The organism is Hymenobacter sp. BRD67 (genome assembly GCF_013256425.1).
Lineage (GTDB): Bacteria > Bacteroidota > Bacteroidia > Cytophagales > Hymenobacteraceae > Hymenobacter.
On record NZ_CP053904.1, the window covers coordinates 3,788,843 to 3,801,701 of the forward strand.

The 12,859-nt window shown below is 59.0% G+C and carries 16 protein-coding genes; 3 read left to right on the plus strand and 13 right to left on the minus strand.

Annotated elements, in window-relative coordinates:
• Positions 1-6: 6 nt before the first annotated feature.
• The 8 genes from GKZ67_RS17665 to pdhA form a co-directional block, all read right to left on the minus strand.
• Positions 7-156 (minus strand): hypothetical protein, encoded by a 150-nt coding sequence (locus GKZ67_RS17665; RefSeq protein WP_173244973.1) that lies wholly within the window; start codon positions 154-156, stop codon positions 7-9.
• A complete protein-coding gene (locus GKZ67_RS17670) occupies positions 153-1,328 on the minus strand; it encodes a hypothetical protein (RefSeq protein ID WP_173244976.1) in 1,176 nt (391 codons plus the stop codon). Before GKZ67_RS17670 ends, GKZ67_RS17665 begins: the two co-directional genes overlap by 4 nt.
• Positions 1,315-2,073 (minus strand): type III pantothenate kinase, encoded by a 759-nt coding sequence (locus GKZ67_RS17675; protein ID WP_173244979.1) that lies wholly within the window; start codon positions 2,071-2,073, stop codon positions 1,315-1,317. Before GKZ67_RS17675 ends, GKZ67_RS17670 begins: the two co-directional genes overlap by 14 nt.
• A gap of 86 nt (positions 2,074-2,159) precedes the next feature.
• A complete protein-coding gene (locus GKZ67_RS17680) occupies positions 2,160-3,539 on the minus strand; it encodes a pseudouridine synthase (protein ID WP_254244911.1) in 1,380 nt (459 codons plus the stop codon).
• A gap of 756 nt (positions 3,540-4,295) precedes the next feature.
• Entirely contained in the window at positions 4,296-4,679 is a 384-nt protein-coding gene (locus tag GKZ67_RS17685) for a TraR/DksA family transcriptional regulator (protein WP_151086662.1), read from the minus strand.
• Positions 4,680-4,868: 189 nt separating this feature from the next.
• Positions 4,869-5,345, minus strand: coding sequence for a 6,7-dimethyl-8-ribityllumazine synthase (gene ribH, locus GKZ67_RS17690; RefSeq protein ID WP_173244982.1), 477 nt, complete (start codon positions 5,343-5,345; stop codon positions 4,869-4,871).
• 161 nt (positions 5,346-5,506) lie between these two features.
• Positions 5,507-6,271: a tetratricopeptide repeat protein gene (locus GKZ67_RS17695; RefSeq protein ID WP_173244985.1), complete on the minus strand. Its 765-nt coding sequence runs from the start codon at positions 6,269-6,271 to the stop codon at positions 5,507-5,509.
• Positions 6,272-6,365: 94 nt separating this feature from the next.
• Positions 6,366-7,538: a pyruvate dehydrogenase (acetyl-transferring) E1 component subunit alpha gene (gene pdhA, locus GKZ67_RS17700; protein ID WP_173244988.1), complete on the minus strand. Its 1,173-nt coding sequence runs from the start codon at positions 7,536-7,538 to the stop codon at positions 6,366-6,368.
• 76 nt (positions 7,539-7,614) lie between these two features.
• Here pdhA and recF point away from each other — a divergent pair, with 76 nt between their 5' ends.
• Together recF and GKZ67_RS17710 are read left to right on the plus strand one after the other, a co-directional pair.
• Positions 7,615-8,742 (plus strand): DNA replication/repair protein RecF, encoded by a 1,128-nt coding sequence (recF, locus tag GKZ67_RS17705; protein ID WP_173244991.1) that lies wholly within the window; start codon positions 7,615-7,617, stop codon positions 8,740-8,742.
• Positions 8,743-8,840: 98 nt separating this feature from the next.
• On the plus strand, positions 8,841-9,158 hold the full coding sequence (locus GKZ67_RS17710; protein WP_151086667.1) for a DUF721 domain-containing protein: 318 nt from the start codon (positions 8,841-8,843) through the stop codon (positions 9,156-9,158).
• A 374-nt stretch (positions 9,159-9,532) separates the two neighbouring features.
• On the opposite strand, the gene GKZ67_RS17715 is transcribed toward GKZ67_RS17710, so the two are convergent.
• Both GKZ67_RS17715 and GKZ67_RS17720 read right to left on the minus strand, forming a co-directional pair.
• The gene (locus GKZ67_RS17715; RefSeq protein ID WP_173244994.1) at positions 9,533-9,919 is read right to left on the minus strand and encodes a helix-turn-helix domain-containing protein; all 387 of its coding nucleotides are present in this window, start codon (positions 9,917-9,919) and stop codon (positions 9,533-9,535) included.
• Positions 9,920-10,125: 206 nt separating this feature from the next.
• A complete protein-coding gene (locus tag GKZ67_RS17720; protein WP_173244997.1) occupies positions 10,126-11,001 on the minus strand; it encodes a glycerophosphodiester phosphodiesterase family protein in 876 nt (291 codons plus the stop codon).
• Positions 11,002-11,119: 118 nt separating this feature from the next.
• Between GKZ67_RS17720 and GKZ67_RS17725 the strand changes: the two genes are divergently transcribed.
• Positions 11,120-11,749: a hypothetical protein gene (locus GKZ67_RS17725; RefSeq protein ID WP_173245000.1), complete on the plus strand. Its 630-nt coding sequence runs from the start codon at positions 11,120-11,122 to the stop codon at positions 11,747-11,749.
• Positions 11,750-11,843: 94 nt separating this feature from the next.
• On the opposite strand, the gene GKZ67_RS17730 is transcribed toward GKZ67_RS17725, so the two are convergent.
• The 3 genes from GKZ67_RS17730 to GKZ67_RS23850 all read right to left on the minus strand — a co-directional run bounded on the left by GKZ67_RS17730 (position 11,844) and on the right by GKZ67_RS23850 (position 12,853).
• Positions 11,844-12,116 carry a PLD nuclease N-terminal domain-containing protein gene (locus GKZ67_RS17730; protein ID WP_173245003.1) on the minus strand — a complete coding sequence of 91 codons (273 nt, stop codon included), beginning with the start codon at positions 12,114-12,116 and terminating at the stop codon, positions 11,844-11,846.
• A gap of 96 nt (positions 12,117-12,212) precedes the next feature.
• On the minus strand, positions 12,213-12,590 hold the full coding sequence (locus GKZ67_RS17735) for a rhomboid family intramembrane serine protease (protein ID WP_254244912.1): 378 nt from the start codon (positions 12,588-12,590) through the stop codon (positions 12,213-12,215).
• Positions 12,482-12,853 (minus strand): rhomboid family intramembrane serine protease, encoded by a 372-nt coding sequence (locus tag GKZ67_RS23850; protein WP_254244913.1) that lies wholly within the window; start codon positions 12,851-12,853, stop codon positions 12,482-12,484. The genes GKZ67_RS17735 and GKZ67_RS23850 overlap by 109 nt, the downstream gene beginning before the upstream one ends.
• Positions 12,854-12,859: the final 6 nt, after the last annotated feature.

The window sequence follows — 12,859 nt, forward strand, 5'->3', positions numbered from 1 at the left end:
CCACCGCTATTGCAGCCGCCGCTTGATAAACCAGCGGTTGCTGAGGGTGGCACCTACCTGCACCCGCAGGTAGTTTTCCTGCACATTGCTTTCGCCTCCGCTCCCGTAGAGATAGCGGGTGTTGCCGCGTATGCCATAAATAAAGGCCACGCTCATCGTGGTCGATTCCAGGGGGTAGCTGTGGGCAGCGGGAACGAGAAGCCCCAGTGCACGGCCCGGTCGTAGAGACGGGTGCCCAGCGGTGCATAAGGCATCTGCGCCACGCTCAGCCCGACGCGGTAGGTTACGCGCTGAAAGTAGTGCTCTACCGAGCCAGGGTCGGGGGTAAATTCGCCGCCGGCGCCAACCCGCCAAGTATTGCTCAGCTTTTGGCTAGAGAGGAGACTATACGGCTGGTACCTCGACCACTGCTGATACGAGCCATCGACACTAGCCGTCCAGTTACGGCCGTTGTCCACGGTCAGGCCTACCTGCGAGAGTGCGGGTAAGGTTGAGTTGCCGGTATCGTCGGAGAGCTGCACGGTATTGTTGATTACCGCGCCATTGGCATCCTGCTGCTCGGTGGTGCGCAGACGATGCGTTTTCAGGTTGGTCTGAAAGGTTTGTTCCGCCGCCAAGTTTACGGTCAGGTCTTTGTTTAGCTGATGGCGGTAGTGCGCCGATGCCCGAAACAGAAAGTCGGAATAGCGCAGCTCCTCATTGGCTACTACCAGCTGCTGGGTGGTGATATTCGGCGCAATAATAGCCAGTCCCTGGCCCTGGTTGACAGTGCCAAACAAATAGGCCGCACTGCCGCCCAGGTTAAGGTCGCGCAGTACGTGCAGGCCGCTGGCAAGGTAGGCTTGCGACAGCCCGCCGCTGCCTGTGTATTTTGCATAGCCGCGCGAAGTAGGGTCGCCATTCACGGGCACCAGCTGGGTCGCCTCGTAGTCAACCGAGCTGTAGGGCTTGAGGCCGGCAGAGGCGGCCCAGCGCTTGTTTAGGGGCACTGCCAGCGCCAGATAACCAACGGTGCCCGAGCCAACCCGGTTAGTCGAGGTAGCGTTGCGCACGGTTTGCACTTGTCCGTTAAAAGCCGCTTCCCAGGTGGTGCGGGTAGTGTAGGTAAGCAGGGCGGGGTTCAAGTCATTGACGTTGACTGTATTGGGCGCAGCCAGGCCCGTGCCGCCCATACCCAGCTGCCGCACGCCGCCGTAGTTGCCCGTGTTATCGCCCAGGCCAAAGCGCGAGTACGGCGAATTGCCCAGCCCTTGCCCCAGTGCCGAACCGGCAAACAGGGTGGCAGCGGCCGTCAGCAGGGCCCCGGATAGTTTTTTAGTTGTCAACATTATAGCGTAAAATCTTATCCAGGCCCAGCAGCACCAGTTCTGGCACGGCAAAGATACAGCCAGCCGACGCGGAGAGCGCTGCCGAAAGGTACGGCGCGTCGCCGCCCGTCAGTAGTATTCCCAACCGGGGGTACCGCCGACGGTAGTCAGCTACCAGCCCACGCACCTCGGCGGCGGTACCGCGCAGCACGCCACTCAGCAAGCAAGAGGCCGTGGAGTTGCCGATTAGTTGCACTGCCTCCGTCGGGCCGGGCAATTCGAGCAAGGGCAGCCGGCCCGTAAAGGTGTGCAGGGCCTGCAAGCGCATGCGTAGGCCCGGCCCGATGCTGCCGCCCTGGTACGTGCCGTCGGCAGTTACCAGGTCCAGCTTGAGCGCCGTGCCCGCGTCAAGGAGCAGCGTATCCTGGCCCGGCCGCAGGCTGGCCGCCCCTACCGCCGCCGCCAGCCGGTCGGCTCCCAGCGTCTCGGGCGTAGCGTAAGCATTGCGCAGCGGCACCGGCGTAAAGCCCGGCCGAAAGGGCAGCGTGCGCCCCAGCCCGTCGGCCGCTGCCAGCTCGGCCAGCCAAGGCTGCGTAGTAGCTTCATCGGCCACCGACGCCAGAATGGCGTGCGCTGGCTGGTGCAGCTGCCACAACGCCCGCAGCTGGTGCGGGGCGGCCAGCGCGCCGCTTTCGCGCAGGCCCTCAGGCCCAAATACGCCGTACTTCAAGGCTGTATTACCAAGGTCGAGCGCAAGGCTGGTCATAGTGTGCCCGTAAAACGGCTGGCTGGTAAGCCGGCCGGATGCTCAGCAATTCTGAACTTCCGGCCGGCTTACCAGCCAGTACTTCGTTACATAAAGTATTTCAGGCGAATAACCTCCTGCTCACTCAAAAAGCGCCATTTGCCGCGGGGCAGGTCTTTCTTGGTGAGGCCGGCGTACTGCACCCGGTCCAGCGCTACCACATCGTAGCCGAGATGCTCAAAGATGCGGCGCACAATGCGGTTGCGGCCGATGTGCAGCTCAATGCCCACAAAATGCGGATTGCCGGCCACCACGGCTACGTCGTCTACTTCGGCTTTGCCATCTTCCAGCTCCACGCCGGCCGTTATTTCAGCCAGATGCTCGGCCGTGAGGGGCTTATCCAGCTCAGCCTGGTAGATTTTCTTGTTCTTGTGCGACGGATGCGAAAGCTTTTGGGCCACTTCGCCATCGTTGGTGAAAAGCAGTAGGCCCGTGGTATTGCGGTCGAGGCGCCCCACCGGAAAGATACGCTCCTTCGAAGCCGTAGCTACCAGCGACATCACCGTCTTGCGGCCCTCGGGGTCGTCGGTGGTCGTGATGAAGTCCTTGGGCTTGTTCAGCAGCACATACACAAGCTTCTCGCGGTTGAGGTTGGTTTTGCCGTACTGGACCGTGTCGGTGGGCTGCACTTTGTAGCCCATTTCGGTAATAACCTCCCCATTGACACGGATTTCACCGGCGGCAATCAGCGCATCGGCCTCGCGGCGCGAGCAAATGCCCGCGTTTGCTATATAGCGATTAAGTCTAAGCTCTTCATTACCGAAGTCTTCCTCGTTGAGGCGGCGCTTGTTGCCGCGCGTCTTGTCCTGCTCGTAGTGCTTGAGGTTTTTGTAGTCGGGCGCTTCGCCCGGCTTTTCGCCAAACTTCGGCTTATCAGCCCGGCCGTAGCCAGTGCTGGAGCGCGGGCCGCTCTCGGCAGCTCGCAGGGCCTCGCGGCGCTCGCGGAAGGTGCCGCTGCTGGTGTTGCTGGGGCGCTCGCCGTAGCTGCGCGGCTTGCCAAAGGCGCCTTCGGTACGCTCGCGGCCAGGGCCCCGGTCGTTGCCGTAGCTGCTGCGGCGCTCCTCGCGCCCGCCCTCCGAAGGACGGCCTTCCCGGTTGCCAAAGGAGCGGCGCTCGCCGCCCTCACTGCCGGCCGGCCGCCGGTCGCCAAAGCTCCCGCGGCGCTCCTCGCCACCGGGCCGGCTACCAAACTCTCGGCGGGCCGGCCGCTCGTCGCGGCGCTCAAAGCTGCCGCCTTCGGGCCGGGGGCGGTTGCCTGCGCCACCCTCCTCGAAGGAGCGACGCTCGTCGCGGCCCGTGTAGGCCGGGCGCGCATCGGCCGGTGCCCCACCCTCCAGCGGGGTGCCGTCAGGGTTGGTTTTTATAAACTTGCGGTTACGCTCGCCTTTGGTGCCACGCGGCACCGTGGGCAGGCCCTCGTAGCGCACGGGCTGGCCTTGCCAGATGGGCTTGGGTGGGTAGGCCGGCCGCTCGCTGCGCTCCTCGCTACCCCGGCGCTCATTGCCTTCGCCACTTTTATCGAAGCTGCGAGCTGGTCGCGCCTCGCGGTCGCTGCTACCAAAGCTGCGCTTGTCACCATAGCTGGGGCGGTCGCCGCCAAAGCTGCGCTTTTCACCGTACCCACCGCGGGCTGGCCGGTCGCCTCCGCCAAAACTCCGCTTTTCGCCAAAGCCGCCGCGCTCGGGACGGTCACTTCCACCGAAGCTGCGCTTCTCACCAAAGCCACCGCGCTCGGGCGGTCGCCGCTGCCAAAGTTGCGCTTATCGCCAAAGCCCGGCTTGCTGAAGCCGCCACTGCCACCGGGACGACCGCCGGCCCTGTTACCACCGCCCTGCCCAAACGTGGGCCGGGAAGGCGAATAGCCTTCGCCGCGCCCATCGGGGCGGCTGCCTTTGTAGCCACCGCTGCTACGGGGCGAATTGGCCCCTCGCGAGTCGCTACCGGGCCGCCCTGTGCCACCAGCCGCGCCGCGCCGGCCTGGCTTATCCTCCGAAAAATGTTGCTTGCCCATGTGAATTTATAGGTTATCTGGTTGCTGGCTTATAGTCCCGCGCCGCCGGCGCTGGTGAGTACTACTGGCTGCCCGGGCGGCGAACCGCCGGCAGTTGGTAAAAAAAGCCCGGACCCGTACACCCGCCGCCGAGGCGCTGGGTACGGGTCCGGGTAGTAATCGACTGCCGTGCTTAGTCGCGCCGGGCCAGCTTCGCCTCTATCGAGTGCTGGGTGTGCGGCACGGCCCGCAGGCGCTCTTTCGGAATGAGCTTGCCGGTGCCGATGCACACGCCGTAGGTTCCATTTTTAATACGCAGCTGCGCATTCTCGAGCTGCTGAATAAATTTCATCTGGCGCGAGGCCAGCTGATTGAGGCTTTCTTTTTCGGCCGTTTCGGCACCATCTTCCAGCACTTTCAGGGAGGCGGCCGTCGTATCGGTGCCCGACTCATTATTACGAGTCAAGGTTTCTTTAATAAAAGAAAGCTCTTTGCGGGCTGCGGTGAGCTTTTCCTGAATAATCTGGTCAAACTCAGCCAGGTCTTCCCGCGAGTAGCGGAGGTTTTCCTCGGTCATCGAAAAGCAGGTAAAAGAATAGTAGATAGTTACACCAATTAAGCTGGCCTGGCAGGCCAACGCCTCGCAGCCCCAAAAAGTTTAGCATCAATCCAAGCGTTTGCTTGTCGCGGTTGCCGGCTTCTTTTCGGCTGGTGGTGCAAAGGTAATTAGTTTCAGCGGCTTTGCTTCGCCAAGGGGCTTTTCGGCCTAGAAGCCCAGCATCTGAATAGCGGCCACGGCGGCTTCTACGCCCTTGTTGCCGTGCCGTCCGCCCGCGCGGTCCCAGGCCTGCTCAAGCGTATTGGTGGTTACGAGGCCAAATATTACGGGTTTGTTATATTTTAGCCCCACTGTAGTAAGGCCCTGCGCCACTGCGTGGCAGATATAGTCGTCGTGCTTGGTATCGCCCTTAATCACGACGCCGAGGCAGATAACGGCATCCATCTCCTCGTGCTGGGCCAGCAGCTGCGCCCCCAGCGTGAGCTCGAAGCTGCCGGGAACGACATTACGGAATATATTCTCGGGCTTAGCCCCGTGCTTGAGCAGGGTTTCGTAGGCACCAGTGCTGAGCGTATCGGTCAGCTCCCGGTTCCACTCGGCCACAACCAGGCCAAAGCGCTTTTCGCTGATGTTGATGAACCCAGAACTGTCGTAAGTGCTGAGGTTTTGGAGAGAAGTTGCCATAAAGCGCAGAGTATGCAGGTAATGCGGACTGCCCCAGCCTGGGCAGAGTTGATTTGGTGCGTTGCGTGTGTGTTAGTAGCCGATTCGGCTTTAGTAAACAACAACGGCGCTCCCCGTTGCAGGAAAGCGCCGTTGTGCGTAGCTAAGCCTGGCTTAATAGCCTATTGGCCGACCGCTGCTTTGCGCTGGCGGGCTTCGGCTGCTTCGGGCGATGTCGCGTAGTCGTTAATGATACGGTCGTAGGCTTTGGCTGCCCCGGCGTTGTCTTTGGCCGTTTCGAGGGCAATGCCTTGCTTCAGCACGTAGCCGGGCGAAAACTGCTCATTCGGGTTGTGGTCGGCCGCTTTGGCATACAGCTCGGCCGCGTCCTTAGGCTGATTCAGCTCCAGCTTGGCGTCGCCCATGAGCGCATATGCCCGCGACTGCACCAGGTAATCATCTGAGCTAAACTTGTCGAGGTAATTGTAGGCATCCTGAAACTTACCCTGCTTCAGGGCGGCCACGCCCGCGTAGAAGTTGGCCAGGTTGCCGGCTTTGGTGCCGCTGTACTCCGTGGCTACCTTATCGAGGCCCGGATGCTTGCCGTCGCCCTTGGTGGCTTTGCCCAGCGAATCGGCTTCCCAATAATCCACCGCCTTGAACATGGCATTCTGGGCCTGCGTGTTTTGCTCGGTGCGCCAGTAGTTGTAGCCAAATGCGCCGGCTATGGCGGCCACCACTACTACCAGAATCCCCAGCAGCAAGTTGCGGTTGCGGCGTACGAAATCTTCCGACTCGGCCAGGCGAGCGGCAAGCGCATCGGGGTCTTCGAGCAACGGATTTTGGGTCACGTAGCTTTCTTCGGCCGGAGCCAGCGGGTCGGACGACACGGGGCGAGTGGGCTGGCGGGCACCCGGCGTTTTGCCGGTGTAAGGAATCTTAGACATTAGAAGAGGTAGCTCGGCGGCAGAGCTCTTGAACCAAGCCGCGCCGCGGGGCCACCCGGCCACAAAGGCAAGGGGCCGGGGTGAAAAGTGAAACTTAATCGTGAATATACGGATAGTCGGCCTGCACGTACACGTCGTGGTAAAGCTCGGCAGCATCCGGGTACGGCGAGTTTTCGGCAAACTCTACCGATTCCTGCACCTGAGCCTTGATGCGCTCGTCGATGGCAGCCAGCTCCTCTTCGGTAGCAAACTGGTGGGTCAGAATGGTGTGGCGCACGGCCTCAATGGTATCGCGGTGGCGATATTCTTCCACTTCTTCCTTGGTACGGTACTTGGCGGGGTCGCTCATAGAGTGGCCCTTGTAGCGGTAGGTCTTAAACTCGAGGAAAGTGGGGCCTTCGCCACTGCGGGCCCGGGCGGCGGCGCGGGCTACGGCGTTGTGCACGTCTTCTACGTTCATGGCATTAACCGGCTCGTTGGGCATCTGGTAGCCTTCGGCAATGATGTGCAGGTCGGTCACGTTGGAGGTACGCTGCACCGAAGTGCCCATGGCATAGCCGTTGTTCTCCACCACGAAAATCACGGGCAGCTTCCAGAGCATGGCCATGTTGAAAGCTTCGTGCAACGCGCCCTGGCGCACGGCGCCGTCGCCCATGTAGCAGATGCAAAGCTTACCCGTCTTGTTATACTTCTCGGCAAAGGCAATGCCGGCTCCCATCGGAATCTGGCCGCCCACGATGCCGTGGCCACCCATGAACCCAACTTCCTTGTCAAACATGTGCATCGAGCCGCCTTTGCCTTTCGAGCAGCCTGTGGCCTTGGCAAACAGCTCGGCCATGATGGCATTGGGCGAGGTGCCCAGCGCCAGCGGGTGGGCGTGGTCGCGGTAGGCAGTGATATACTTATCGCCTTTTTCCAGGGCCGACACGGCGCCGGCTACGCACGCCTCCTGGCCAATGTAGAGGTGGCAGAAGCCCTTTATTTTTTGCTGACCGTAAAGCTGCCCGGCCTTCTCTTCAAACTTACGCATGAGCTGCATTTGCTCATACCAATTTATATATACCTCTTTAGAAAATTCTAACTGGTCAGGTGAAGTGGCTACCGGTTCATTGCCGGGGTTGCCACCTTTGTGGGCGTCAGGTAATTCTTCTACGGCCGGCTGCTGCACGGTCTCGACGCCCGTGGCAGCATCCGCTACCTTCGGCGTCTGGTTGCTGCTACCGTTCGCGCCGGCCTTCGGGGCATCCTTTACTTTCGACTCCGCCATAATTCGGGGTATATAATTTCGCGTTGGGAGGGCGAAATTACGTAATACCAACCGTACTCTCACTCCTCTGCACCTAATGACGCTTGACTGGCTCCACCTGCTGTTTTTCAAAAACTACGACGAAGCCAGCCTGGCATTCGGCCCCGGCATCAACTGCTTTATCGGCGACAACGGCAGTGGCAAAACTAACCTGCTCGACGCCATCCATTACCTGGCGCTGGCCAAGAGTGCCTTCACCGCAGCCGATGCCCAGGCGATTAAGCATGGAGCCGATTTCTTCGTGGTCAAAGGCCGGTTTTCATCGGCCCTGGTTGAAAAGACTGAGACAATTCAGGTGAGTCTGCGAGCGGGCCAGAAGAAAATCATTACTCATGATAAGCAGCCTTATGACCGGCTGGCCGACCACATTGGCCGCTACCCGGCGGTACTCATTTCGCCCTACGATACTGACCTGATTCGCCAGGGGAGTGAGGAGCGCCGGCGCTACTTCGATAGTCTTCAGTCGCAGCTCGACCACGACTTTCTGGAGCTTCTTATTCAGTATAATGGCTTGCTGCGGCAGCGTAATGCCACGCTCAAGCAGGGCAGCGGCAGCCACGGGTTTGATGCGCTCTACCTGCAAGCCCTCGATGACCAGCTGGCGCCGTTGGGGGAAAGCCTGTCGGAACGTCGGGCCGAGTTCCTGTCGCTGTTTATTCCGGTGTTCCAAAACCATTACCAGCAACTGGCGGAGAGTCGCGAAGCCGTTACGCTGGTCTATAAGAGTCAGCTGCCAGGCCAGAATTTCCGCCACCTGCTTTTAGCCAACGAGCGGCGTGACCTGGCACTGCAGCGCAGCACGGTAGGCCCGCACCGCGACGACTTCGTGTTTTTGATGGATGAGCTGCCCGTCAAAACATATGCTTCGCAAGGCCAGCAAAAGTCGTTTGCCATCGCCCTGAAGCTGGCGCAGTTTGAGCTGCTGGCTGCCCGCCAGCCGGCCAACGGCTTAGCTCCGGCCAAGCCGCTTCTCCTGCTGGACGACATTTTTGACCGGCTCGACGACAAGCGCATTGGCCGCCTGCTGCAGCTGGTAGCTGACCAGACCTTCGGGCAGGTCTTCCTGACTGATACCAACCTGGAACGCACTGACCAAGCTTTGGAAGGGGTAAGCAACGATGTCCGGCGCTTCCGGGTGCAGGCTGGCAAGGTCGCGCCTTTGTAGCATTGGAAAGCTCTTTCGGAAGACTGGCGAGCGTACTTTTGAGGTAACATTACCGCCTGGTCATCGGGCATTTTTGCGCTTCATTTTACTATCCGCTCGTGAAAAAGCCCAGCCTCTCTCCCACTGCACGCCGGGCCGATATTATCCCGCTGAAGGAGGGCCTGGAGGCTTTAGTGCGGGCCTACCGCCTGGGTGGCAAGCTCAACGAGGTAACGGTAGTAGCCAGCTGGGAGCGCGTGATGGGCAAGGCCGTTGCCCTCAAAACGAAGGAGGTGTATGTGAGCAAAGGCAAGCTATTCGTGCGCCTCACCTCGGCTCCGCTCAAGCACGAACTCGTCATGGCTAAAACGCGGGTACTGGAAATGCTTAACGCTGAAGTTGGCGCCCAGACCGTAACCGAGGTTGTTTTCCTGTAGTGGACTTGGTGCGCGCAGTAGATAGCCGACCTGGCTGGCTTTCGGCTCGTCGTTCGCGCCACTTGCTCCTCCCAAGAGCGGGCTAGCTGGCCCACAGCTTGGCTACGTACACCTGCCTGCTGATGGCTTAAAAATATGTAGGGGTGCCGGCCAGAGATGATGCGCCACCCCGCTGGCTTAAGCTTCTTTTCTTTCGGGGGAAGGAAGTAAGTACTGCGCCACCTCGCCGTTTCAGCTTTACAGCTGGCTTAACTGGCATTGGCCTTGAGCTAGCAGCTACCGGCCTTTTCCGGCCCTTGATAATTGCTTAGGGGTGCTGTTTTCGACAGTGTGATTCATGTTCGGGCAAAAATGTTCCACGTGAAACATTTTTGTTACTTAGGACCATACACTTTTAACAAAAGCTCATTGTAGGCCTCTAGTAAGGCGATATACTTCGTTTGCAAAGCTAAAAGCTGCTTAGAAGGGTCAGAATCGGGGGTTTGCGCAGGCGTTACACGTTGTGTAACATGATTTGTAACACTGGATCGGACAACAGGTGTTACAAAGGGCAAAGAAGATTGTTCAGCAATCGTAAAGTCGTGAGAAAAATCGTGACCGATAATTTGACCAATATTCTTTACAAAATTGGCGTCAAGTGTATCATCCTTAAACTTACGATAGATTGTCGGACGTGTAATACCAAGCTCTTCCACGATACGCGTGATGGAAATACCGCTGTTTTTAATGGCTTCCTGCAGTATTTCGCCCTGGTGCGGCATGAAATGTATAGCTTAGATGAGTTACAGTGCAAAGATGTAATTCGTAATCTTGTAAACCAAATTTGTCTTACACTAATTCGTACGAAGCGCGCAACGTGAAATCGCGAACACTGTAACGCAAGTGTGTATTACAAAACCCGAAGGTCAATACCATGTAACGAATGAGCCTACGTTACACACAACTGTAACGCGAGCATACGCATTACCTACACCCTACCCAACAGCTGCAACAAGCGGTTGGGGTAGTCGGTCGTGATGCCATCTACTCCCCAGGAAGCGACACGCCGTAAGTCAGACACGTCGTTTACCGTCCAGGGCACCAGACGCAGGCCCGCATAAGCGCGCCGCAGCTCATGTACCATTGCTTTAGACAGGAGCGTAAAATCGGGACCAAGGGTATCGGGTATAAAGCCCAGCTGCTGGAGGCAAACGGGTAAAGACGGAGCAGGCCTTTCGACAAGCAGACACTGGCGAAGCAAGGGCGCCGCCTGCCGGGCGTACTGCAGCACGCGCGGGTCAAAACTGAGCAGCGTAGTACGTGAGAGCAGCTGCGCCGTGACCAGCTCAGCCACTACTAAATCGACGAAAGTGGCCGGGCGCGGATGGAAAATATCGTCTCCGGCCAGACTACTTTTTACCTCAATAGAATAGCCAACCGGAGGGCGCTGAAGGCGGTGGCAGGCCAGCTCGACTGCCTCAAACACCTCTCGTAGCAGCGGCCGGTAAGCAGGCACCGGCTGTTGAAAAGGAAAGTCGGGGTGCGGCTTCTCGCCCACGCGGCACTCCCGGATGGTGGCATAAGGCAGCTTATAGAGATTGAATTGCTGCGGGTGCCGCGGGTCGATGGCTTCGCCGGCGGGGCCGCTACCCAGGCTGGCCGACAGCCAGGGCTCGTGCGAGACTACTACCTGGTTGTCGTGCGAGATAACCACATCGAGCTCCAGCACATCTACTCCCAGCTCCAGGGCATGCAAAAAGGCCGGCAGCGTGTTTTCGGGCAGTAAGCCCCGGCACCCGCGATGGCCGTGTACTTCGAGAAAAGCGGCACCAGCAAGAGTGCCTGGGTAAGGTGGAAACTGCATAAGGACTTTGTACGCAGGCCAGGCAAAGGCGGCAGCTGCCGAAGTAAATTTGCAGTAGCTAGCACACCTGGCTGGCCTGGCAACGTGCCGGCTTTAGCCAGTGGCTACTCTTGTTTATATGAAGCGACTGCTACTGTTCGTAGCGCTGCTGGCCCTGGTGGCGGGTGGCTATTACTACTTCAACGCCCTGCGCAAAGGCCCCGAATATGCGCTGATACAGGCGGCGAACGCGACACAAACGCATGACCTGGCTGCCTTCGAGCGCTACGTGGATGTGGATGCGCTGACGGGTCATTTGGTAGACGACGTGACCAGCCAAAGCAACTTGCTGACTGCCTTGGTACCGGGCGGCGGCCTGGCCCTGCGCGGCGGCCTGGGGCTGCTTAAGCCACAGCTGGCTCAGGCAGCGCATAAGGAAGTGCAGCGCTACGTAGCGACCGGCTCGCTGGAAGCGGCGCAGGCAGCGGCACCAAAGCGGCTGGTCAGTATCTCCTTTCTTGGCCTGGCGAGTCACTTGTTCAGCCCCGACAGCAAGTTTAAGGGCGTGAAGTATTCGACTGATAAAGGCGACGAGGCATTGGTTGGCCTGGAGTTTACGCAGCCGCGCTACGACACCACGATGGTAGTAGAGGTAAAGCTGCTGAAGCAGCCCGATGGCCACTGGCAGGCCAAGCAGATTACCAATACCGGCGAGCTGGTGAAGTATGTAGCCCGGCTGGAAAAGAACCACCTGCTGGGCGGAAAATAGCGGCTGAAGCACAGCCGGTCGCCCATGCGCCAGACACAAAAAGAGTCCCCGCTAACAAGCAGGGGACTCTTTTTTGATGGAATAGGGTCGCAGCCTAGCTATTGCGACCGAAGATGTAGTAGATGAGCAGCCCGCCGAACGGGAAGAAGAAGATGATGGCAGCCCAGATTATTTTCTTACCTATGTCCCAGGACTTACCAAACACATTAAAAATAGCTAATATATCAAGAATAAGTAACAGGATGCCCCAGGGAGCGAGGCCGCCGTTAGCATTGAAGCGGTTGCAACTGGTGGTAAGCAGTAGCAGTGGCAGCAAGAGAGTGGCCAGCAAAGGCAGGCGCTCGGAAAAAGAACGAAGGGATTTCATGTGAAAGAAAGGCGTTTGGTGAAAGAATGTGGGATTTCTACGCGGCTGACTCCCATATGGATATCTTTTCCAGATTACTCCTTGATTATCAATTATTTAAAATCTATAAGCGGTCACTTGCTGAAAAAAACCGGGGAGCACGCCGGGTACCAGTGCAATGATAACAAGCACCCCGAAGAGCGCCCCGTAAAAGTGCGCGTCGTGGTTGACGTTATCGGCCCGCCGCCGACCCATGTAGTAGGAATAAGCGAGGTAGAGCAAGCCGAACAGGAAGGGCTGAATGGGCACCAGAATCGGGAAAATGATGATGCCGCCGCCGTGGGTATTCACCGGAAAAAGCAGGATGCTGGCAAACAGCACCGACGCTACCCCGCCCGACGCCCCGAGGCTGCGATAGTCGCGGTCGTCGCGGTGCTGAAAGTAGGTGGGCACATCCGACACAACAATGCCGCCCAGGTACAAGAGCAGAAACAAGCCCAGCCCGCGCCCGTGCCATACCGCTGCGCCAGCGCAGCCAGCACCACGGGGCTGAAGGAGTAGAAGGCAAACATATTGAAAAACAGATGCGGCCAGTCGGCGTGCAGGAAGCCGGAGGTGAGCAGGCGATACCACTGCCCGCTGGAGCGGGCCATCAGGTAGGGCTGCATAATCCAGGCCCGCATAAGGTCGGCGTTGGACCAGGCGTAGGCCGAGATGGCGACCGTGAGGCCGATAAGAATCAGAATGGGGTTGAGCACGGGTTC

Bases quoted from the DNA above. Each gene is read 5' to 3' on its own strand.
- GKZ67_RS17665 (WP_173244973.1), bottom strand. From the start codon at position 156: ATGAGCGTGGCCTTTATTTATGGCATACGCGGCAACACCCGCTATCTC.
- GKZ67_RS17670 (WP_173244976.1), bottom strand. From the start codon at position 1,328: ATGTTGACAACTAAAAAACTATCCGGGGCCCTGCTGACGGCCGCTGCC.
- GKZ67_RS17675 (WP_173244979.1), bottom strand. From the start codon at position 2,073: ATGACCAGCCTTGCGCTCGACCTTGGTAATACAGCCTTGAAGTACGGC.
- GKZ67_RS17685 (WP_151086662.1), bottom strand. From the start codon at position 4,679: ATGACCGAGGAAAACCTCCGCTACTCGCGGGAAGACCTGGCTGAGTTT.
- ribH (WP_173244982.1), bottom strand. From the start codon at position 5,345: ATGGCAACTTCTCTCCAAAACCTCAGCACTTACGACAGTTCTGGGTTC.
- GKZ67_RS17695 (WP_173244985.1), bottom strand. From the start codon at position 6,271: ATGTCTAAGATTCCTTACACCGGCAAAACGCCGGGTGCCCGCCAGCCC.
- pdhA (WP_173244988.1), bottom strand. From the start codon at position 7,538: ATGGCGGAGTCGAAAGTAAAGGATGCCCCGAAGGCCGGCGCGAACGGT.
- recF (WP_173244991.1), top strand. From the start codon at position 7,615: ATGACGCTTGACTGGCTCCACCTGCTGTTTTTCAAAAACTACGACGAA.
- GKZ67_RS17715 (WP_173244994.1), bottom strand. From the start codon at position 9,919: ATGCCGCACCAGGGCGAAATACTGCAGGAAGCCATTAAAAACAGCGGT.
- GKZ67_RS17720 (WP_173244997.1), bottom strand. From the start codon at position 11,001: ATGCAGTTTCCACCTTACCCAGGCACTCTTGCTGGTGCCGCTTTTCTC.
- GKZ67_RS17725 (WP_173245000.1), top strand. From the start codon at position 11,120: ATGAAGCGACTGCTACTGTTCGTAGCGCTGCTGGCCCTGGTGGCGGGT.
- GKZ67_RS17730 (WP_173245003.1), bottom strand. From the start codon at position 12,116: ATGAAATCCCTTCGTTCTTTTTCCGAGCGCCTGCCTTTGCTGGCCACT.